The organism is Microlunatus capsulatus (genome assembly GCF_017876495.1).
GTDB classification, from domain to species: domain Bacteria; phylum Actinomycetota; class Actinomycetes; order Propionibacteriales; family Propionibacteriaceae; genus Microlunatus; species Microlunatus capsulatus.
Genome location: NZ_JAGIOB010000001.1, coordinates 4,202,557 through 4,223,142, shown reverse-complemented (window position 1 = coordinate 4,223,142; position 20,586 = coordinate 4,202,557). Strand labels below are relative to the sequence as shown.

Annotated in this window: 20 protein-coding genes; 7 read left to right on the top strand and 13 right to left on the bottom strand. The window is 75.2% G+C overall.

What is annotated here, in order from left to right; all coding sequences use genetic code 11:
* Window positions 1-77: 77 nt before the first annotated feature.
* A complete protein-coding gene (locus JOF54_RS19585) occupies window positions 78-1,292 on the bottom strand; it encodes a class I SAM-dependent RNA methyltransferase (RefSeq protein WP_210058976.1) in 1,215 nt (404 codons plus the stop codon).
* Entirely contained in the window at window positions 1,289-3,235 is a 1,947-nt protein-coding gene (locus tag JOF54_RS19580) for an APC family permease (protein ID WP_210059734.1), read from the bottom strand. Before JOF54_RS19580 ends, JOF54_RS19585 begins: the two co-directional genes overlap by 4 nt.
* 173 nt (window positions 3,236-3,408) lie before the next feature.
* On the opposite strand from JOF54_RS19580, the gene JOF54_RS19575 reads away from it, so the two are divergent.
* Both JOF54_RS19575 and JOF54_RS19570 read left to right on the top strand, forming a co-directional pair.
* Window positions 3,409-4,077, top strand: coding sequence for a potassium channel family protein (locus JOF54_RS19575; protein ID WP_210058974.1), 669 nt, complete (start codon window positions 3,409-3,411; stop codon window positions 4,075-4,077).
* A gap of 52 nt (window positions 4,078-4,129) precedes the next feature.
* Window positions 4,130-4,846 carry a potassium channel family protein gene (locus tag JOF54_RS19570; RefSeq protein WP_210058971.1) on the top strand — a complete coding sequence of 239 codons (717 nt, stop codon included), beginning with the start codon at window positions 4,130-4,132 and terminating at the stop codon, window positions 4,844-4,846.
* On the opposite strand, the gene JOF54_RS19565 is transcribed toward JOF54_RS19570, so the two are convergent.
* Window positions 4,843-5,262 (bottom strand): YchJ family protein, encoded by a 420-nt coding sequence (locus tag JOF54_RS19565; RefSeq protein WP_307804407.1) that lies wholly within the window; start codon window positions 5,260-5,262, stop codon window positions 4,843-4,845. The genes JOF54_RS19570 and JOF54_RS19565 overlap by 4 nt on opposite strands.
* A gap of 86 nt (window positions 5,263-5,348) precedes the next feature.
* Between JOF54_RS19565 and JOF54_RS19560 the strand changes: the two genes are divergently transcribed.
* Entirely contained in the window at window positions 5,349-6,893 is a 1,545-nt protein-coding gene (locus tag JOF54_RS19560; RefSeq protein ID WP_210058969.1) for an FG-GAP repeat protein, read from the top strand.
* A gap of 15 nt (window positions 6,894-6,908) precedes the next feature.
* Here the strand turns inward: JOF54_RS19560 and JOF54_RS19555 are convergent, their stop codons facing one another.
* From JOF54_RS19555 to JOF54_RS19535, 5 genes are all read right to left on the bottom strand, one after another.
* Window positions 6,909-7,634 (bottom strand): DUF3159 domain-containing protein, encoded by a 726-nt coding sequence (locus tag JOF54_RS19555; RefSeq protein ID WP_307804406.1) that lies wholly within the window; start codon window positions 7,632-7,634, stop codon window positions 6,909-6,911.
* Window positions 7,635-7,670: 36 nt separating this feature from the next.
* Complete coding sequence (locus JOF54_RS19550) at window positions 7,671-8,066, bottom strand: OB-fold nucleic acid binding domain-containing protein (protein WP_210058957.1); 396 nt, start codon at window positions 8,064-8,066, stop codon at window positions 7,671-7,673.
* 92 nt (window positions 8,067-8,158) lie between these two features.
* Window positions 8,159-8,932, bottom strand: a complete 774-nt coding sequence (locus JOF54_RS19545) for a DUF3710 domain-containing protein (RefSeq protein WP_210058955.1) — start codon at window positions 8,930-8,932, stop codon at window positions 8,159-8,161.
* Window positions 8,929-9,387 carry a dUTP diphosphatase gene (dut, locus tag JOF54_RS19540; protein ID WP_210058954.1) on the bottom strand — a complete coding sequence of 153 codons (459 nt, stop codon included), beginning with the start codon at window positions 9,385-9,387 and terminating at the stop codon, window positions 8,929-8,931. Before dut ends, JOF54_RS19545 begins: the two co-directional genes overlap by 4 nt.
* A complete protein-coding gene (locus JOF54_RS19535) occupies window positions 9,384-9,833 on the bottom strand; it encodes a DUF3093 domain-containing protein (protein ID WP_210058953.1) in 450 nt (149 codons plus the stop codon). The genes dut and JOF54_RS19535 overlap by 4 nt, the downstream gene beginning before the upstream one ends.
* A 135-nt stretch (window positions 9,834-9,968) precedes the next feature.
* Between JOF54_RS19535 and JOF54_RS19530 the strand changes: the two genes are divergently transcribed.
* Entirely contained in the window at window positions 9,969-10,310 is a 342-nt protein-coding gene (locus JOF54_RS19530; protein WP_210058952.1) for a DUF4235 domain-containing protein, read from the top strand.
* A 346-nt stretch (window positions 10,311-10,656) separates the two neighbouring features.
* Here the strand turns inward: JOF54_RS19530 and JOF54_RS19525 are convergent, their stop codons facing one another.
* From JOF54_RS19525 to JOF54_RS19515, 3 genes are all read right to left on the bottom strand, one after another.
* Window positions 10,657-10,959 (bottom strand): DUF4193 domain-containing protein, encoded by a 303-nt coding sequence (locus tag JOF54_RS19525; protein WP_210058951.1) that lies wholly within the window; start codon window positions 10,957-10,959, stop codon window positions 10,657-10,659.
* Window positions 10,960-11,062: 103 nt separating this feature from the next.
* The gene (locus JOF54_RS19520) at window positions 11,063-13,156 is read right to left on the bottom strand and encodes a S9 family peptidase (protein ID WP_307804405.1); all 2,094 of its coding nucleotides are present in this window, start codon (window positions 13,154-13,156) and stop codon (window positions 11,063-11,065) included.
* A 22-nt stretch (window positions 13,157-13,178) separates the two neighbouring features.
* A complete protein-coding gene (locus JOF54_RS19515) occupies window positions 13,179-14,360 on the bottom strand; it encodes a ferrochelatase (RefSeq protein ID WP_307804404.1) in 1,182 nt (393 codons plus the stop codon).
* Between the two features lie 28 nt (window positions 14,361-14,388).
* Here JOF54_RS19515 and JOF54_RS19510 point away from each other — a divergent pair, with 28 nt between their 5' ends.
* Complete coding sequence (locus JOF54_RS19510; protein WP_210058949.1) at window positions 14,389-15,651, top strand: MFS transporter; 1,263 nt, start codon at window positions 14,389-14,391, stop codon at window positions 15,649-15,651.
* Between the two features lie 184 nt (window positions 15,652-15,835).
* Here JOF54_RS19510 and JOF54_RS19505 read toward each other — a convergent pair whose 3' ends face one another.
* Both JOF54_RS19505 and rfbB read right to left on the bottom strand, forming a co-directional pair.
* Complete coding sequence (locus JOF54_RS19505; RefSeq protein WP_210058947.1) at window positions 15,836-17,239, bottom strand: sugar nucleotide-binding protein; 1,404 nt, start codon at window positions 17,237-17,239, stop codon at window positions 15,836-15,838.
* Between the two features lie 4 nt (window positions 17,240-17,243).
* Window positions 17,244-18,242: a dTDP-glucose 4,6-dehydratase gene (gene rfbB, locus JOF54_RS19500; RefSeq protein ID WP_210058945.1), complete on the bottom strand. Its 999-nt coding sequence runs from the start codon at window positions 18,240-18,242 to the stop codon at window positions 17,244-17,246.
* Window positions 18,243-18,376: 134 nt separating this feature from the next.
* Between rfbB and rfbA the strand changes: the two genes are divergently transcribed.
* Both rfbA and JOF54_RS19490 read left to right on the top strand, forming a co-directional pair.
* Window positions 18,377-19,255, top strand: a complete 879-nt coding sequence (gene rfbA / locus JOF54_RS19495; protein WP_210058943.1) for a glucose-1-phosphate thymidylyltransferase RfbA — start codon at window positions 18,377-18,379, stop codon at window positions 19,253-19,255.
* Window positions 19,252-20,451: a benzoate/H(+) symporter BenE family transporter gene (locus JOF54_RS19490; protein WP_307804485.1), complete on the top strand. Its 1,200-nt coding sequence runs from the start codon at window positions 19,252-19,254 to the stop codon at window positions 20,449-20,451. Before rfbA ends, JOF54_RS19490 begins: the two co-directional genes overlap by 4 nt.
* The last annotated feature ends 135 nt before the right edge of the window (window positions 20,452-20,586 follow it).

Here is a 20,586-nt window from a genome sequence, read left to right as displayed (position 1 = left end):
TCGACGGCGGGCGCGCGCCCGGCCGTCGTCCCCGCCACCGCGACGACCGGGTCGATGCTAGCCGCCCCCCGGGGCAGCTAGCCCGCGGGTCGCAGGACCGCCACGCACTCCACGTGCTGGGTCATCGGGAACAGGTCGAAGCCCCGGATGCTGGTGGCCTCGTAGCCGTGCCGGGCCGCGGTGGCGAGGTCCCGCGCCAGCGCGGCCGGGTCGCAGGCGACGTAGGCCACCGCGCGCGGCCGGCGCTCCAGCAGCGCGGCCACCACCTGCTTGCCGGCCCCGCTGCGCGGCGGGTCCAGGACGACGAGGTCGGCCCGCGGCGGCAACTTCGCCAGCCCGCGCTCGACCCGGTCCGCCCGCAGCCGCACGCGGTCGCCGAACTCCTCGAGGTTGCGACGGGCGGCCAGCACGGCCTGGTGGCCGGCCTCGAGGCCCCAGACCCGGCAGCCGGCGGCGGCCAGGGCGCCGGCGAACAGGCCGACCCCGCAGTAGAGGTCGAAGGCCCGCTCCCCGGCGCGGGGGGCCAGGCCCTCCAAGACGGCCTCGACCAGGGTGTCGGCGGCGGCGGGGTGCACCTGCCAGAAGCCGTCGGCGGCGACCTCCCAGCGCCGGTCGGCCGCCTGCTCGACGACGGCCGGGCGGCCCTCGCGGAGCCGGCCGTCGACCAGCAGGGCGGGCCCGTCCGCGGCGGCCACGGCGACCAGCTCGGCGCCGGCCGGCCACGTCGTCCCCTCGACGGCGGGGGTCGCGGTGGAGGCGATGGGGCAGCCGCCGTCGGGCAGCGGCACGACGGCGTGCGAGCGGTGGGCGCGCAGCCCGGCCCGGCCGTCGTCGTCGACCTGGTAGCGCATCCGGGTGCGCCAGTGCAGACCGTCGGCCGTGGCCGGGGTGTCGACGCCGACCACCTCGCCGTCCCAGTCGATGCCGGCGAGGCGCTGCAGCTGCTCGGCGACGACGGCGGTCTTGAGCCGCCGCTGGGCCGCCAGGTCGACGTGCTGGAAGTCGCAGCCGCCGCACAGGCCCGGCCGGGCCACCGGGCAGGGCGGCTCCACCCGGTCCGGGCTGGCCCGGAGCACCTCGACGGCGTCGGCTCGCCAGAACTTCGCGTGGCTGTCGTCGGTCACCCGCAGCAGCACCCGCTCCCCCGGCAGCGCGTGCCGGACGAAGACGACGCGGCCGCCGCCGGAGCCCTCGGGCTCCCCGGGCAGCGGCAGCCGGGCCACGCAGTGCCCGCCGTGGGCGACGGGACCGACCTCGACGGGTCCCAGCAGGTCGGGGGTCGGGGCGCTCATCCGCGCAGCGACCGGCGGGCGTTGTCGGCGAGCGTCTCCCGCTCCAGCCGCTCCTTGGCCTTGCCGGAGGACTCGAGCAGGTAGGGCACCGACGTCACCATGACGCCGGGGGTGAACAGCAGCCGGCCCTTGAGGCGCAGGGCGCTCTGGTTGTGCAGGATCTGCTCCCACCAGTGGCCGACGACGTACTCGGGGATGTAGACGGTGACGACGTCGCGCGGGCTCTCGGAGCGGACGTTGCGGACGTACTCGAGGATCGGGTTGGTCACCTCGCGGTAGGGCGAGGCGACGACCTTGAGCGGGGTGGCGATGCCGGCGTCCTCCCAGGCGTTCACCAGCCGGGCCGTCTCCTCCTCGTCGACGTCGACGGTCAGCGCCTCCAACGTGCTGGGCCGGGCGGCCTTGGCGAAGGCCAGGGCCCGCAGCGTCGGCTTGTGCAGCTTGGAGACCAGGACGATGGCCCGGACCCGGCTGGGCAGCGTCCGGTCCTCGCCCTCCACCAGCGCGGTCTCCTCCGAGACCCGCTGGTAGTGGCGGCGGATGCCCTTCATCAGCAGGAAGATCGCGCCCATGGCGATGATGGCGATGTAGGCGCCCTGGGTGAACTTGCTCAGCAGCACGATGACGAGCACGGTGCCGGTCATGCTGAGGCCGATGCCGTTGATGACCCGCGAGCGGCGCATCCGTGCCCGGGCCGCCGGGACCGTCTCGGTCCGCAGCAGCCGGGTCCAGTGCCGCAGCATCCCCAGCTGGCTGACGGTGAAGGAGACGAACACCCCGACGACGTAGAGCTGGATGAGGGCCGTGACGTCGGCCCGGAAGGCCACGATCAGGACGACGGCGAAGAAGGCCAGGACGACGATGCCGTTGCTGTAGGCCAGCCGGTCGCCGCGGGTGTGCAGCTGGCGGGGCAGGTAGCCGTCCTTGGCCAGGATCGAGCCCAGCACCGGGAAGCCGTTGAACGCGGTGTTCGCGGCCAGGAACAAGATGATGAAGGTCGCGGCGATGACGAAGTAGAAGCCCGGTCGGAAGTCGGAGAACACGACGTCGGCGAGCTGGGCGATGCCGGTCTTCTCGATGACATCGACCCGCTGGCCGTCCAGGGTGTAGTACGAGCGGCCGGCGTCGATCAGCTTGACCCCGGTCATCCGGGCCAGCACCACGACGCCGATCAGCATGGTGATGGCGACGGTGCCGAGCAGCAGCAGCGTCGTCGCCGCGTTCTTGCTCTTCGGCTGCCGGAACGCCGGGACGCCGTTGGAGATCGCCTCGACGCCGGTCAGCGCCGCGCAGCCGGAGGAGAAGGTGCGGGCCAGCAGCGCCACCAGCGCCAGGCCGGTGAGCGCGGAGTACTGCGGGTCGGGCTCGATGCCGAACTTGGCGCTCTCGGCCTGCAGCGGCTCGCCCAGCACGAGGATCCGGAACAGCCCGTAGGCCACCATCGCCAGCACGCCGAACATGAAGCAGTACGTCGGCACGGCGAACACCGCCCCGGACTCCCGAACCCCGCGCAGGTTGAGCGCCATCAGCACGACGACCGCCACCGAGGCGGCCAGGGCCTCGTGGCCGTCGAGGAAGTGCAGCAGCGGCACCGACTTCGCGTTCTGCACCCCGGAGGAGATGGACACCGCCACGGTGAGGACGTAGTCGACCATCAGCGCGCTGCCCACCGTCAGGCCGGCGTTGGGGCCGAGGTTGACCGTCGCCACCTCGTAGTCCCCGCCGCCGGAGGGGTAGGCGTGCACGTTCTGCCGGTAGGACGCGACGACCACGAGCATCACCACGGCGACCGCGATGGCGATCTTCCAGGAGAACGCGTAGGCCGCCAGGCCGGCCAGCGACAGGGTCAGCAGGATCTCGTCGGGGGCGTAGGCGACCGAGGAGAGGGCGTCGGAGGCGAAGACGGGCAGGGCGATCCGCTTGGGCAGCAGGGTCTCGCCCATCTGGCTGCTGCGGAGCTTCCGCCCGACCAGCAGGCGCTTGCTGATGTCGGACAGGGTGGCCACGTCTGGGGAGCCTAATCGCTCCGCCGCCGGACGCGCGCCCAGCACGGCGCGCCCCGCCCCCGTGGACGGCCGCACGACGACGGGGCCCTCGTGCTCCTAGACTCCCGAGGGTGCACATCGTGATCATGGGCTGCGGCCGGGTCGGCTCCAGCCTGGCCCGGAGCCTGGAGAAGCGGGGGCACACCGTCGCCGTCGTCGACATCGACGTGGACGCCTTCCGCCGGCTGGGCCCCGACTTCGCCGGCCGGACCGTCAAGGGCGTGGGCTTCGACCGCGAGGTGCTGCTGGACGCGGGCATCGAGGGGGCCGACGGCTTCGCCGCGGTGTCCAGCGGCGACAACTCCAACATCCTCTCGGCCCGGGTGGTGCGCGAGACCTTCGACGTGTCGAACGTCGTCGCCCGCATCTACGACCCGGGACGCGCCGAGGTCTACGAGCGGCTGGGCATCCCCACCGTCGCGACGGTCCGCTGGACCGCCGACCAGGTGCTGCGGCGGCTGCTGCCCGCGGGCTCCGAGCCGCACTGGCGCGACCCGTCCGGGTCCGTCCGGCTGATGGAGGTGCACGTCGACCGGGCCTGGGTCGGCCGCACCGTCGAGCAGCTGGAGGAGGCGACGGGCGCGCGGATCCCCTTCCTCTTCCGGCTGGGCAGCGGCATCGTCCCCAAGAGCCGCACCGTCTTCCAGGACGGCGACCTCGCCTACGCCGCCGTCGAGGACGCGCGGCTGGCGGCGGTCGAGTCCGTCCTGGGCGCCCCGCCCGTCACCCGGGCCGGCTGACGCGGCCCCGCCGCGCGCCGACCCCACGCACCCCGACCCGAGAGGACTGACCATGCGGGTGGCCATCGCCGGAGCCGGCAACGTCGGCCGTTCCATCGCCGCCGAGCTCGTCGAGAACGGGCACGAGGTGCTCCTCATCGAGAAGAACCCCCGGGCCATCAAGTCCGACACCCTGCCCGAGGCGGAGTGGCTGCTGGCCGACGCCTGCGAGCTGTCCTCGCTGGAGGAGGCGGGCCTCGACAGCTGCGACGTCGCCATCGCCGCGACCGGGGACGACAAGGCGAACCTCGTCATGTCCCTGCTGTGCAAGACCGAGTTCGGGGTGCCGCGCACCGTCGGCCGGGTCAACCACCCGAAGAACGAGTGGCTGTTCAACGAGGTCTGGGGCGTCGACGTCGCCGTCTCCACCCCCCGGCTGATGTCGGCCCTGGTCGAGGAGGCGGTCACCGTCGGCGACCTGGTCCGGCTGCTGACCTTCCACGAGGGCGCGGCGAACCTCGTCGAGATGACCCTGCCCGCCGACAGCCCCTGCGTCGGCCGGCGGATCGGCGACCTGACCTGGCCCGGTGACGTCGTCCTGGTGGCCGTCATCCGCGACGGGCACGCGCAGGCGCCCGACAGCGACGGCACCCTGGAGACGGCCGACGAGCTGCTCTTCGTCACCGCCCAGGACTACGAGCGGCAGCTGGCCGACATGCTCTCCCCGCGGCGCGGCGACATCGCCGTGGCCAACCTGGCCACCGGCGCCCCGCGGGTCGGCACGATCTAGCCGGCAGGCCCGTCCCCGTCCTCCCCGACCTCGCCGTCGAGGTAGAACCAGCGCCCGGCGCGACGGGCGAAGCGGCTGCGCTCGTGCTGGGCGCCGGTGCCCTCGGGCGCGGACCAGGAGGCCCTGAACTCCACCACGCCCCCGTCGTCGTCGGGACCGCCGGCCTCGGTGGCCAGCACCTGCAGCCCGGTCCAGGTGAGCCCGGGGACGTCGCCCAGCTCGTGCGGACGGGTGCGCGGGTGCCAGGTGCGCAGCACGTGGTCCAGCCGTCCGAGGGCGTAGGCGGCGTAGCGGGAGCGCATCAGCTGCTCGGCCGTCGCCGCCGGCACCCGGTTGTCGTGCAGCGGCTCGCAGCAGCCCGCGTAGGGCGTCCCGCTGCCGCAGGGGCAGGCCGGAGCGGGGCTGGGGGCGGTCACGGCCCGACGCTACCGCGGCCACGGGGAGGTATCGGCCGGGCGCCGCGGTGCTCCTGAGGGGCACCACCTCACCCCAGGAGACCTCCGTGCACCGTCCGCTCGCCGCCCTCGCCGTCGGCACCCTGCTCGCCCTGCCCCTGACCGCCCTGCTGGCCCCCGCGGCCTCGGCCGACGCCGAGGGCTGCGCGCCGGGCGTCGCCTCCGACTTCAACGGGGACGGCCGGGCCGACGCCGCCGTCGCCGACCCCGACGCCACCGTCGCGGGCGCCGTGCGGGCCGGCCGGGTCGTCGTGCTCTACGGCGACGCCGACGCCCGGGTCGGCGAGGGCGCCCGCGGCACCGTCCGCCAGGGCACCGGCTCCGTCCTCGGCTCCGCCGAGGTCGACGACCGGTTCGGCGCCGCCCTCGCCACCGCCGACCTCGACTGCGACGGGTACACGGACCTGGTGGTCGGCACCCCGGGGGAGGACGTCGGCAGCGCCGCGGACGCGGGCCTGGTCCAGGTGGTCTGGGGCGACCCGGGCGGCCTCGGCGCCGGCCTGGTCGCGCGGACCTTCGGCCACGACGCCTTCGGCTACCCGGTGCACGCCGGTGACCGGCTGGGCAGCGCCGTCGACGCGCTCGAGGACGTCGGCCAGGGCGGCACGCCCGCCCCGGACGCCTTCGCCCTCGCCGTCGGCGCCCCGGGCTGGGACGTCGGCGGGGCCGCCGACGCGGGCTGGGCCGGCTTCGTGGTCGCCAACGACGGGGGCACGATGGCGATGGGCGTCACCCAGGCCAGCCCCGGCATCGCGGGCGCGGCCGAGGCGGGCGACCGGTTCGGCTCGTCGGTGGCGCTGGGCCAGCTGGTGGGCGACGGGACCGTCGACGCCGTCGTCGGCTCCCCCGGCGAGGACGTCGGCGCGCTCGCCGACGCCGGGGCCCTCACCGTGCTCGCCTCGCTCTACGACGAGCCGACCGGCACGGGCCTGGACCAGGGCTCCCCCGGCGTGCCCGGCGCCCCGGAGGCCGGCGACCGGTTCGGGTCCGCCCTCGACGCCGTCCGGACCGGCTCCACGACCCGGCTCGCCGTCGGGGTGCCGCGCGAGGACGTGGGCCGGGCCGCCGACGCGGGCGCCGTCCAGCTCTTCCGCTCGGGGGCGGACCTGGTGCCGGGGGCCTCGCTGAGCCAGGACACCGCCGGCGTCGCCGGCGCGGCCGAGGCCGGTGACCGGTTCGGGGAGCAGGTGGCCCTGGCCGCGCCGGCGGCGGGCGTGCCGGGCACCCGGCTGGTGGTCGGGGTGCCGGGCGAGGACGGCGCCGCCGCCGACACGGGCCTGGTCCAGGTCCTCCCGGTGGCGGACCCCGCGGCGGACACCAGCTGGACGCAGGCCAGCCCCGGCGTGCCGGGGACGCCGCAGGCGGGCGACCGGTTCGGCACCTCCGTCGCCGTCGTGACGGGTCCCACCGAGCAGGCCCTGCTGGTCGGGGTGCCGCGCGAGACGACGGGCGGCACGGGCGTCGTCGACGTGCTGTCGCTCGGCGGCAGCGCCGGCGCCGGACCGCGCGCCTGGGTGCCGGGGGCCGGCGGCGTGCCGGCGGACGGGGCGGACCGGTTCGGGGCCGTGGTCGCCGGCGGCGGTCAGCCCTGAGCTGAGGGGCCCCGCTCAGGCGGGGTCGGGGCGGGGCGCGGCCGGGTCCACCGGGGTCCGTCCGCGGGAGAGCAGCAGGCCCATGACGAACAGGGCGGCGACCAGCAGGGGCCAGCCGAGGACGACCTTGGCCACGCCGAGCCAGACGACCTGGCCGGTGAGGAACAGCGGCAGCTGGACGACGAAGCGCAGCAGGTAGGGCACGGCCAGCACCGCTGTCAGCTTCGAGCTGAGCGCCACCAGGCCGCGGTCGCGGACCCACCCCGTCGGGTCCGAGAGCGCGGTGCCGACGAGGTAGCCCACCAGCGGGCGGCGGACGGCGATGGTGAGCACCGAGACCAGCGCCAGGGCCCCGTTGTAGAGGATGCCCGGCAGGAAGACGTCCTCGGCCCGGCCGGTGCGGGTGGCGACCAGGGCGGCGATCGCCGTCGGCACCACCGCCTGCAGGACGAAGCGCACGGACTGGCGCTGGACCAGCCGCACGACAGCCGCCACCAGGGCGACGGCGAAGGCGGCGCCCAGCGCCGGGTACAGCTGCCGGGTGAGCACCCAGGCGATCGTGAAGGCGACGAACGGCAGGGCCGACTCGACCATCCCGCGGGCCCCGCCGAGGGTGCGGCCCAGCTCGGCCCGCACCAGCTCCTCGACGTAGCGGGGGGGTGGTGCGGCGCCCGGGCTCAGGGGCGTCCCGGACGAGGCGTCGGCGGCGGTCAGGGCCCGGTCGTCGGGCCGCTCAGCCACGGGGTGCCCGGCGGGTCGCCGCGGTGCGGGGCACCCTCAGCTGCGCTGGGTGCAGAAGAGCTCGTAGCGGGGGTTGTACATCAGCCGGCGGCCCTCGTGGCAGCTGATCCGGCCCCACACCTTGATGGTGCGGCCCGGGTCGATGCCCGGGATCTGCCGACGACCCAGCCACAGCAGCGTCACCGCGCCGGACCCGTCGCGCAGCTCGACCTCGAGGGCCGGGTGCCCGCCGCGCGGGGTGATGGTGACGGTGGCCACGGTGCCGGTGAGGGCCACCTGCTGGCGGTCCTCGCAGGTCTGGATGGGGACGGCGCCCTCGTCGCGGACCTGCTGCTGCAGCTCCTCCGACTCGAGCTCCGCGTTGGAGGAGGCGAGCCGGCGCAGGGCCCGGGCGAGCCTGCTCTCCTTGACCGGACGGGTGTCGCTGGTCACATCAATCCCTCGGACGACGGTGGGTGCTTCCGGATCCAGCATCCCACCGGAGTCAACCGTCGTCTGCCGTTCGCGCAACCGTGTCCTGACGTTCACGCGGGCTGCTCGTCGGCGGGCACGAGGTTCTGGGGCATGGACAGCGGCAGCAGGTCGCCGGGGGCCATCGCGTCGTCGCCGCGGCGGACCACGACGGAGCGGAAGGCGGTGAGCATCTCCGCCACCGGGGACTCCAGGCCCTCCTCGAGGGCGGCCTGGCCGTAGACGATGCCGCGCAGCAGCCAGCGCGGGCCCTCGGCCACCCACATACGGGAGGGCTGGTAGCCCTGCTCCCCCTCCGGGGTGCTGACGGGCACGAGCCGGCGGAGCTCGACGCCGAAGGGACCCTCGGCCAGGGAGGCGGAGCCGCCGGCCTCGGTGGCCGCGGCCATGATCTCCTCGCGGAGCTCGGACCACAGGCCGCCGCTGCGGGGTGCGGCGTAGGCGCCCAGCTCGAGGGCCGAGCCCTCGTGGATGAGCATCGCGGAGACGATCTGCTGGGTCTCCTCCGACATCTGCAGCCGCAGCTCGGCGCCGGGGAAGCCGGCCAGCACCATGGCGCCCAGGTCGATGCGGGGTGCCTCGGGCGTCCCGGTGAGGTCGTCGTCCTCGTCCACCTCGGCGATGTCGAAGGGCCCCTGCGCGCGCCAGTCGCGAGCGTCCAGCGCCTCGACGTCCAGCTCGACCTCGCCGTCGGCCGCCTCCGCGCCCGCCTCGCCGTCCGCCGCGTCCACGTCGTCGGCCGCGCCCTCCGGCTCGTCGAGGGTGCCGGGGGTGGCGGCGTCGAGCTCCTGCTCGTCGGACCGCTTCTTGGTGCGCCTGAAGATCACCCGCCCAGTATTCCTCCCGTGGACCCGTGTCCACCAAATCCCCGGACCGAGTCCGGCAGCGCGTCCGCGGCCACGAACCGCACCCGGCTGACCTGCTGGACCACCAGCTGGGCGATGCGGTCGCCGGCGGCGAAGGCGACCGGGTGCTGGGCGTCGGTGTTGAGCAGGCAGACGCAGATCTCACCCCGGTACCCGGCGTCGACGGTGCCCGGGGCGTTGACCACGGTCACGCCGAAGCGCGTCGCGAGCCCGGAGCGGGGGTGCACGAAGGCCGCGTAGCCCTCGGGCAGCGCGATGGCCAGGCCGGTGCCGACGAGGCGGCGCTCCCCCGGCCCGAGGGTGAACGGCTCGCGGCAGCGCAGGTCGGCGCCGGCGTCGCCGGGGTGGGCGTAGACGGGCGGCTCGACGTCGGGGTGCAGCCGGGTGAACTGCACCTCCAGGTCCGGGGCGCTCACGGGGTCACGTCCCCGTCCGCGCCCAGGGCCGCCGCGAGCCGGCCGGGCCGTCGGCTGGAGACCAGCCAGTAGGGCACCGGGTCGGCGGGGTCGTCGAGGGTGATCTCCACCGCGGTGGCCACGTAGGGCTTCAGCACCAGGTGGGCGCGCGCATCCGCCCCGGTGCCGCCGCGCACCTCGGCCGCCGCGGCGTCCAGCGCCCGGCAGCCCGCGATCCAGGGCCGGCCGATGACCGCGCGGCCCACCCGCAGCTCCGCCTCGTCGACCTCGATGACGACGGCGGTCGAGACGAAGAGGCCGGCGGCCACGGCCAGCGCGGCCACGAAGACGGCGACGCCCCAGACGGGACCCAGGTAGAAGCCGACGGCGGCGAGCAGGGACACCGCGAGCAGCAGCGCGAGCACCCACCAGACGAGGGGCACCGTGAGGCGTTCGCGGTAGAGCATGGAGGTGACCCTAGTCGGCCGGGGCGGTGCCTAGGATGTCCGCGGACGACGGCGCCCGGCGCCGCGCCCGCCCGGGCCGCCGGCCCGGCACCCCGACCGCGCCGGCCCGCCGGCCCGTCCCGAGAGGACCGCCCGATGAGTGCGCCCGCCCCGCAGCCCAGGACCGCCCCGCAGACCTCGACCGGTCAGCAGACCTCGACCGGCCCGCAGCCCACGACCGCGCAGCTGCCCACGACCGTGTCGGAGAAGGTGCTCGGCAAGGCCTGGGTGCTGGCGACCGCGCTGGTGACCACGCTCGCCGCCCGGACGCTGGTCTCGGTGGGCTGGCGGGTGGTGACGGGGGCGCGGCCGCCGAAGAAGGACGACCCGGAGGTGCCGAAGGCGCAGGCGCGGGCGTGGGGTCTGGCGACGGCGGTCGGGCTGGCCGCGACGCGGCTGCTGGTGCGGCGCACCGGGCTGGGCACGCCGGGCCGCTGAGCGCCTCGCCGCCGTGGCGGCCGGATCACCGCCTCGCGTCTGGAGGACGCGAGGCGGCTCTCTGTCCGGACTGACTGCCCCCAATCAGACCGGCACATCCGGGGTGGTCGCGGCCGGCAGGCGTCCGTTGCCGGGGCGGGACGGCCCCCAGCACCAGAACTGGCCTGCACACCGAGCCGCGTGACTCAGGAGTGCAGGCCAAGTTGACCACGCAGCCGGCGCCGTCGCCAGCATGTATGTCCAATCGTGATGTGTGCGTCGGGCCCCGGTCCGCACCCCGGTGGTCGGGGTGGGACGAGGGCCCGGTGGTGGGCTCCGCGGAGCCCGTGCGGCCGACCCGGAGGGGTCAGCCGGCGCAGTCGAAGCAGTACTCCTCGCCGTTGGAGCGCTCCTCGGCGATCTGGCTGCGGTGCCGCACCAGGAAGCAGCCGGCGCACGTGAACTCGTCGGACTGCCGGGGCAGCACCCGGACCGTCAGCTCCTCGTGGGAGAGGTCGGCGCCGGGCAGCTCGAAGGCCTCGGCGGCCTCGGTCTCGTCCTCGTCGACCTTGCCGGAGTTCTTGTCGTTGCGGCGCGTCTTCAGCTCTTCGATGCTGTCTTCGTTCAGCTCTTCGTCGGTCTTGCGCGGGGCGTCGTAATCGGTCGCCATCGTTCCCTTCCCGGGTCTTGCCTGCCATCGTGCCTGCTCAGTTCGTGCGCATCTCTATCACACGGAGCAAGTCGAGCGCTCGCCGCTGGGGCGATCGCGCCCCCTACAACGCGGGGGGCTCTCCCGCATTCCCCCCGCGCACGTGCACGTCGAGGAATGTGAGCACCGTCTCGTACCAGACGACGGCGTGCTGGGGCGCCAGTACCCAGTGGTTCTCGTCGGGAAACTGCAGGAAGCGGTGCGGCAGGTCCTCGGGGGGTCCCTCGTGCCGGGACACCAGGTCCCACCACAGCGCCAGCCCCTCCCCCACCGGCACCCGGTAGTCGCGGTCCCCGTGGACCACGAGCACGGGCGTCCGGACCTGGTCGGCGAACCGGGCCGGGGAGCACCGGCGGCGCATCTCCGGGGTCAGCTCGCGCGCCCAGAACCACGGCAGGTCGGTGGTGGGCAGGAAGGTCGCGAGGTCCCACAGCCCGGCGTGGCTGACGACGGCCCGGAACCGGTCGGTGTGGCCGGCGATCCAGTTGGCCATGTAGCCGCCGAAGGAGCCGCCCATCACCGCCGTCCGGGTGTCGTCGACGTCGGGCCGCTGCTCGACGAGGTCGGTGATCGCCATCAGGTCGGTGTACGGCGTGCCGCCCCAGTCGGTCCAGCCCCGCCGCACCATGCCCTGGCCGTAGCCGGTGGACAGGGCGGGGTCCGGCAGCAGCACGGCGTAGCCCTGGGCGACCAGCAGCCAGGGGCACCAGCGCCACGACCACGCGTTCCAGGAGCTGAAGGGCCCGCCGTGCACCCAGAGCACCAGCGGGGCGGGGTCGCTGCGCGAGGCCGTCGTCGGCGTGGCCAGGTAGCCGCGGACCCGCGTCCCGTCCGCCACCTCCAGCTCGACGTTCTCCAGCCGGCCCGGCATCGCCGGGTAGGCGACGGGCCGGGGCAGCACCTCAAGCCGGCTGGTCAGCAGGTCGACGGCGATCACGGAGCCCGGGTCGGTGTACTCGCTGCGCAGGGCGTAGAGGGTGCGGCCGTCCCAGGAGAGGGTGAGCGCACTGTGCGCTCCCAGGTCGGTGAGCCGTCGGCGCCGACCGCTGGTGAGGTCGACGGCGTAGATGGGCCGGTGGCCGTTGTCGTCGACGGTGACCAGCACGGCGGTGCCGTCCGGGGTCAGCAGCGCCGGGGTGGGCCGGCGGTCCCAGTCCTCGGCGAGCGCCCGGCCCTCGCCGGTGGCCACGTCGACGACCCAGAGCACCTCGGCGGACGGCTCGTCGGCGGTGCCGCGGGTGTCCCGGACGCAGACGAGGCTGCCCCCGTCGGGGGCCAGCACGGCGTCGCGGAAGTCGTGCGCGTCGGTGGCGGCCGCGACCACCCGGACCGGCGCGGCGCGACCGGCGGCGGCCGCGTCGAGGTCGACCAGCGCGACCGAGCTGGCGGTGGCGCCGGCGGCGACCGGCGTCTGCCAGGTCACGGCGGCCCACCGGCCGTCCGCGCTGAGCGACGGCGTGCCCGCCAGCGCCCGCCCGGGGTCGGGCAGGGCCAGCGGCAGGTCGGCGGCGGGGACGGCGACCGCGGCGCGCGGGTCGAGGTCGGCCGGCAGGTCCGTCGCCACCAGCTGCGGGGCGTCGGGGCCGAGGTCGTGGTCCCAGAAGCGGACAGCCGCACCGGTGTGCAGCAGGGCGCTGATCTTGCGCTTGCGCCGCTCCCGGCGCCGCGCCGCGTCCTCGGCCAGGTCGGCCGCGCCCAGCATCACGGGCAGGCCCAGCACCGCGCGGGCGCCGGCACGGGCCGTCGTCACCGAGGTCCAGCCGCCCTCGCGGCTGGCCAGCACCGAGGCCTCGCCGCCACCGGCCGGCAGGCACCAGACCGCCGCGAGCTCGCCCGCGTCCTCACCGGCCCCCGCCGGAACCGGACGACCCGAGGTGAAGAGCAGCCGGCCGTCGGGCAGGTAGGCCGCCGACCCCTCGCCCTCCACCGAGCGGGTGTGCGCCACGGCCGGCCGTGCGCCGGTGGGGTCGAGCCGCCACCAGGCGGTCCGCCGGCCGGTGCCGTCCTCGTCGAGGGTGGACACGGCCACCAGCAGCTGGCCGTCGGGCCCGGTCACCAGGTCGCCCAGCCGCGGCAGGGCGACGTAGGCCTGGAGGTCGGTCCAGGGGTCGGGCGCCGTCGGGTCGGGGCTGGCGTCGGGCGCCGGGTGCTCGGTCACGGTCAGCAGCCTGCCGTGCCGGTCAGACCGGCGTGGGGACGGGGCCGCCCACCTGGCACAGCGCCAGCCGGCCGGGGTCCCGCAGGTTGCGGCAGCAGTCGGGCTGGCAGTCATACCAGCCGACCGGGCCGCCGTCGACGACGGGCCGCGCCGGCTCCTCGCCGCGGGCGGCGGCCGCGCGCTCCAGCATCAGGTCGACGAGCCCGGCGACGAAGGCCGGGTGGGTGCCCGCCGTGGCGGCCCGGGCGAACGGCAGGCCCAGGCCCTCGGCCGTCTCCTCCGCCTCGGTGTCGAGGTCGTAGATGACCTCCATGTGGTCGGAGATGAAGCCGATCGGGACGACGACGACCGCCTTGGTGCCGCCCTCGTGCAGCGCGGTCAGGTGGTCGTTGACGTCGGGCTCGGCCCAGGGCTGGCTGGGCGGGCCGGAGCGGGAGCAGAAGGCCAGGTCGTGGCCGTGCTCGACGCCGCGGCGGGTGTTCACCTCGCGGGTGACGGCGGCCGCCACCGCGAGGTGCCAGTCGACGTAGCCGCCGTCCGCGCTGCGCGGCGTCGGCCCGGAGGTCTGCGCCATCGCCGTCGGGATGGAGTGGGTGACGAAGACCAGCCGCGCCTCGTCGGCGACCTCGCCGAGGGAGTCCAGCGCGGCCAGGGTCGCGTCGACCGACGCGGTGACGAAGCCCGGGTGGTCGGAGTAGTGGCGGATCTTGTCGACCTCCACCCCGGTGCCCTGGACGGCGTCGTAGAGGTTCTCCCGGTACTGCCGGCACGAGCTGTAGGAGGGGTACGCGCTGGTCAGCACGGCCAGGGTCCGCCGGTGGCCGGCCGCGCCCATCGCCTGCACCTCGGCGTCGAGGTAGGGGTCCCAGTTGCGGTTCCCCCAGTGCAGGGGCAGGTCGATCCCGCGCCCGTCGAGCTCGGCGCGCAGGGCCGCGAGGAGCTCGCGGCACTGGTCGTTGATGGGGCTGCGGCCGCCGAAGAGGTAGTAGTGCTGGCCGACCTCCACCAGCCGCTCGCGGGGAATGCCGCGCCCGCGGGTCACGTTCTCCAGGAACGGCACCACGTCGTCGGGCTGCTCGGGGCCGCCGAAGGACACCAGCAGCAGGCTGTCGTAGGGCGCCAGCGGCGATCCGGCGCTGCCGTTCGTGCCGTCCGCTCGGGTCGTGGGAGTGTCGTGCGCGGTGGTGCGGTCGTCCAGGGTCACACCGCGATCTTGTCAGAGGAGGAAAAACGTGAAGGCCGGTCTCCGCACCTACGGGGAGGTGCTCGCCGACCCCGCCGCCCGGGCGTTCAGCCTGGCGGGCCTGGTGGCCCGGCTGCCGATCTCGATGACGGGCATCGGCATCGTCCTGCTGGTCTCGCTGAGCACCGGCTCGTTCGCCCTCGCCGGGCTGGTCACCGCCGCCGTGACGCTGACCGGTGCGGTGAGCGCCCCGCTGTGGGGCCGCACGATCGACCGGGTCGGCCAGGCGCCGGTGCTGGTCGCCGCCGCGGTCGTCTGGACCGTGAGCCTGGCCGTGCTCGTCGTCGCCGTCGAGGCCGGCTGGCCGCTGCCCGCGGTGCTGGCCGCCGCCGTCGGCGTCGGGCTGGGGTTCAGCTCGGCCGGGTCGTCGGTCCGCGCCCGCTGGAGCCACCGGCTGCAGGGCTCGCCGCGGCTGGACACCGCCTTCGCCGTCGAGGCCGTGCTGGACGAGGTCATCTTCATCGTCGGGCCGGTGCTGGTCACCTTCCTGGCCACCGCCGTCGACCCGGCGCTGGCCCTGGGCGTCGCGGGGGTCGTCGGCCTGGTCGGCGCGCTGGCCCTCGCCGCGCAGCGCGGGACCGAGCCGCCGCGGCGGCCCCGCCGGACCACCGGCGCGCCGGCCGAGCGGATCCGGGTCGCCGCCCTCGCCCCCGTCGTCGTGGCCTCGGTGGCGCTCGGCGTCGTCTTCGGCGGCATGGAGGTCGTCGTGGTGGCCTTCGCCACCCAGGCGGGCGTGCTGACCTGGGCCGGCGCGATCCTGATGGCCTGGGCCGCCGGCTCGCTGGTCTCCGGAGTCGTCACCGGCACCCTGACCTGGCGCCGCTCCCCCGCCGCCCGCTTCCGGATCGGCTCCGCCTGCCTGGCGGTGTCGCTGGTCCCGCTGCCCTTCGTCGACGAGCCCCTGCTGGTCGCCGGGCTGCTGGTGCTGAGCGGGATGGCCATCGCGCCCACGCTGATCGCGTCGGTCGCCGTCACCCAGGCCGCCGTGCCCCAGGCCCGGCTCACCGAGGCGCTCGGCTGGACCTCGACCGGCCTCGCCGGCGGCCTGGCCGCCGGTGCCGCGGGGCTGGGCGCGCTCGTCGACCGGGGCGGGTCCCCGCTCGGCTTCTGGGGCGTCGTCGCCGCCGGCGTGCTGCTGGCCGTCGCCGCGCTCGGGGTGCGCAGCCGGCCGGCCCCTCCGCTCGGCGACCCGGTCGAGAAGGCCGAGCTGGCCGGCCTCGCCGCCCACCCCACCGCGCCGACCGCGCGCTGAGGGCCGGGCCCCTCGACGAGCTCGGGGCGCGGGTTCGGGCTCAGGGCGCGGGTTCGGCCTCAGGGCGCGGGCGGCCCTTCGACAGGCTCAGGGAGCGGGGCGGCTCCCGGCGTGTCCTCGTCCCCGCGGCGCCTGCTGACGCCGCAGGGACGAGCAGGGGCCGCGGAGCCGGCTGTCCGCCGGGTCAGGACGCGGTGGTGGGGATCGTCCGCAGGTAGGCGCTGAGCGAGTCGGCGACCAGCGCGGGCTCGAAGCCGGTGGCCCGGATCTTGTCCAGCCGGAAGGCGCTGTGCTGCGGGCGGGGGGCGAGGTCCTTGCCCGCGCCGTACTCCGCCGCGCTCACCGGGGTGACGTCGGAGCCCGGCCGGCCGCGCTCGTTGAACACCATCCGGGCGACGTCGGCCCAGCTGGTCACCTCACCGGCCCCGCTCACGTTGTAGGTGCCCGCGGGCGCCCCGACGGCGAGCAGGTGGTCGACCGCCCGGGCGATCTCGGAGGTGAACGTCAGCCGGCCGTGCTGGTCGGCGACCACCGACGGGGCGACGCCCCGGTCGGCCAGCGAGGCCATGGTGGCGACGAAGTTGCGGCCCTCGCCGATCACCCAGCTGGTGCGCAGCAGGTAGTACGACGGCAGGGTCGCGACCAGCGCGTCCCCGGCGGCCTTGGTCTGGCCGTAGACGCCCAGCGGGCTGAACGACTCGTCCTCGTCGTGCTCGGGGACGAGCCCGTCGAAGACGTAGTCCGACGAGACGTGGACGAGGGTGAAGCGGTGCTCGCGGGCGGCCCGGACCAGGCCGGCGACCCCGTGCACGTTGATGGCCCACGCCTCGCGCCGACCCTCCGGGGTCTCGGCCGCGTCGACGGCGGTGTGCGCCGCCGCGTTGACGACGACGCCGTAGGGCGCGAAGTCGAAGGCGGCGACCGACGCCGAGTCGGCGAGGTCCAGCTCGGCCCGGGTGACGGCCACGGCGTCGGGCCACCGGACGACAAGCGCCCGGCCCAGCTGGCCCCCGGCGCCGACGACGAGCGTCCGGCGGGCGGGCATCGGGCGGACCTCGGCCAGCCGCGGGTGCGCGCGGTCGGCGTCGGAGAGCTCGGCCTGGGCCAGCGGGATCGGCCACGGGACCGCGACCGTCTCGTCGGCCAGGTTGAGGAAGGTGTAGGACTCCTTGGCCGCCAGGCTCCAGTGGTCGTTGACCAGGTAGGAGTAGGCGGTCTCGTCCTCCAGCGTCTGGAAGGCGTTGCCGACCCCGCGCGGCACGAAGACGGCCGTCTCCGGCCCCATCTCCAGGGTGAAGCTGGTGCCGAACCCGGGACCAGGGCGCAGGTCCACCCAGGCGCCGAAGATGCGGCCTCGGGCCAGCGAGACGAACTTGTCCCACGGCTCGGCGTGGATGCCCCGGGTGGCCCCGGCGCTGGTGTTGAACGAGACGTTGTTCTGCACGGGCCCGAAGTCGGGCACGCCCAGCTCGGTCATCTTGGCGCGCTGCCAGTTCTCCTTGAACCAGCCGCGGTTGTCGGCGCGGACGTCGAGGGAGACGACGAGCAGGCCGTCGACGGGGGTCGCGGTGACGCTCAGCGGGGCCACCGGCTCACTGCCCCTGGGTGGCGTACTTGGCCTCGGTCGCGGCCTTCTGCGGCCGCCACCAGCCCTCGTTCGCCTGGTACCAGGCGATCGTCGCGGCGAGGCCGGCCTCGAAGTCGGGGTAGGCCGGGGCCCAGCCCAGCTCGGTGCGCAGCTTGGTGGAGTCGATCGCGTAGCGCAGGTCGTGGCCCGGCCGGTCGTTGACGTGGTCGTAGGCGTCGCGCGGCTGGCCCAGCAGCTCGAGGATCGTCTCGACGACCTCCTGGTTGTTCTTCTCCCCGTCGGCGCCGATCAGGTAGGTCTCCCCGATCGTCCCGGCCTCGAGGATGCGCAGCACGGCGGCGCTGTGGTCGTCGGCGTGGATCCAGTCCCGCACGTTGAGCCCGGCGCCGTACAGCTTGGGCCGGCCGCCGTCGATGACGTTGGTGATCTGGCGCGGGATGAACTTCTCGACGTGCTGGTAGGGCCCGTAGTTGTTGGAGCAGTTGCTGATCGTGGCCTGCACGCCGAAGGAGCGCACCCAGGCCCGGACCAGCAGGTCGGAGCCGGCCTTGGTCGAGGAGTACGGGCTGGACGGGTTGTACGGCGTCGCCTCGGTGAAGCGGGTGGGCTCGTCGAGCTCCAGGTCGCCGTAGACCTCGTCGGTGGAGATGTGGTGGTAGCGCGTCCCGTGGTGGCGGACCGCCTCCAGCAGCGTGAAGGTGCCGATGAGGTTGGTGCTGACGAACGGCGAGGGGTCCAGCAGCGAGTTGTCGTTGTGGGACTCGGCGGCGAAGTGCACGACGACGTCGGAGTTCGCCACCAGCTGGTCGACCAGCCGGGCGTCGCAGATGTCGCCCTGGACGAAGGTGAACCGGTCCTGCGGCAGCCCCTCGACGGACTGGCGGTTGCCGGCGTACGTGAGCAGGTCCAGCACGGTGACGGTGGCGTCGGTGTGGTCGAGGACGTGGCGGACGAAGTTCGAACCGATGAAGCCCGCACCGCCCGTCACCAGGTAGGCAGTCATGGCCGACATCCTAGGGAACCGCGGCCGGGGGGCCCGCCGCGACGACGCCGACGCGGGTGACCTTGCTCACCCGGCGGGGCGTCGGGGGCCACGCGGAGGTCCGCGCAGCGCGCGCGGTGCCACACTTGCTCGCCATGCGAGGCATCATCCTGGCCGGCGGTTCCGGCACCCGGCTGCACCCGGTCACCCTGGGCGTCAGCAAGCAGCTGGTCCCGGTCTACGACAAGCCGATGATCTACTACCCGCTCTCGACGCTGATCTTCGCCGGGATCCGCGACGTGCTGGTGATCACCACCCCGCACGACGCCCCGGGCTTCGAGCGGCTGCTCGGCGACGGGTCGCAGTTCGGCATCTCCATCACCTACGCCCAGCAGCCCTCGCCCGACGGCCTCGCGCAGGCCTTCGTCATCGGCGCCGACTTCATCGGCGACGACCACGTCGCCCTGGTGCTGGGCGACAACATCTTCTACGGCCCCGGCCTGGGCACCCAGCTGCAGCGCTTCGCCACCGTCGACGGCGGTGCCGTGTTCGCCTACTGGGTGGCCGAGCCGAGCGCCTACGGCGTCGTCGAGTTCGACCGGGACGGCCGCGCCGTCTCGCTGGAGGAGAAGCCGGAGCGGCCCAAGTCGAACTACGCGGTGCCCGGCCTCTACTTCTACGACAACGACGTGGTCGCCATCGCCCGCGACCTGCAGCCCTCCCCGCGCGGGGAGTACGAGATCACCGACGTCAACCGCCACTACCTCGACGCCGGTCGGCTGCAGGTCGGCGTGCTGCCCCGCGGCACCGCCTGGCTGGACACCGGCACGTTCGAGTCGATGAACGACGCCAACAACTTCGTCCGCACCATCGAGGCCCGGCAGGGGCTCAAGGTCGGCGCCCCCGAGGAGGCGGCCTGGCGGCAGGGCTTCCTCTCCGACGACGAGCTGGAGGCCCGCGCGGGGGCGCTGCTCAAGTCGGGCTACGGGACCTACCTGCTCGAGATGGTGCAGCGGCACCGCCAGTCCCTCTGAGCACCGCCGACGCCGCACCAGCAGGGGGCCGCGGTCCGCTGCTGGGTGCGCTGCTGGCCGGCGTGGTCACCGCGGTCGTCGGCTTCGCGTCCTCCTTCGCCCTGGTGCTGACCGGTCTGACCGCGCAGGGGGCGACGACGGCGCAGGCCGCGTCCGGTCTGCTGGTGCTGCTGCTGGCCATGGCCGTGGGCATCCTCGTGCTGGCCCTGCGGTACCGGATGCCGCTGACGCTGGCCTGGTCCACCCCCGGCGCCGCGCTGCTGGCCGGGGCCGCCGCCGACGGTGCCGTCTGGTCGGCCGCGATCGGGACGTTCCTGCTGGTCGCCGCGCTGACGGCGCTCACCGGCTGGTGGCCGTGGCTGTCGCGGACACTGGCCTCGATCCCGCTGGCGGTGGCCAACGCCATGCTGGCCGGGGTGCTGCTGCCGATCTGCGTGACGGCCTTCACGACGCTGGGCGCGACCCCGCTCTACGCCGCCCCGATCCTGCTCACCTGGCTGGTCGGCTACGCGTTCGCGCGGCGCTGGGCGGTCCCGCTGGCCCTGCTCGCCGCGCTGGTCGTCGTCGCCCTGACGCTGGACGCGACGCCGACGGCCGCGGCCCTGCTCCCCCGGCTGACCTGGACGGCCCCGACCTTCGACTGGCGGCTGCTGCTGGGGCTCGGCGTGCCGCTGTTCCTGGTCAACATCGCCTCGCAGTACGCGCCCGGCGTCGCGGTGATGAAGACCTACGGCTACACCGTCCCCTGGCGGCCGACGATGCTCGTCACCGCCGCCGTCTCCGCCGCCGGGGCGCCGGCCGGCGGGTTCGCCGTCAACCTGGCCGCCATCTCCGCGGCGCTGTCGGCCTCGCCGGAGGCCCACCCCGACCCGCGACGGCGGTGGGTGGCCGCGGTCTCCGCCGCCGGCACCTACGTCGTGCTGGGGCTGCTCTCGGCCGCGGCCGCCTTCGTGCTCACGCACTCCCCGCCCGGGCTCGTGATCACCGTGGCGGCGCTGGCTCTGCTGGGACCGCTGGGCTCGGCGCTGGAGCGCTGCCTGGCGGAGCCGGACGACCGCGAGGCCGCCGTCGTCGCCCTGGTCGCCACCGCCTCCGGCCTCAGCCTCTTCGGCATCGGCGCCGCCTTCTGGGGGCTGGCCACCGGCCTGCTCGTCCAGACGGTGCTGCACGCCGTCCGGGCGCGGCGGGCGGGCTGACGCCGGTCCCCGCGCTGCGCCCCGCGTCCCGGGCACACCCCGGCCCGAGCCCCTCCCGCGCCATGAACCTCCCCGCGCCCTGAGCCTGTCGAAGGGCCTTCGACGGGCTGAGGCAGCGGTGAGCCCGGCCTTCGA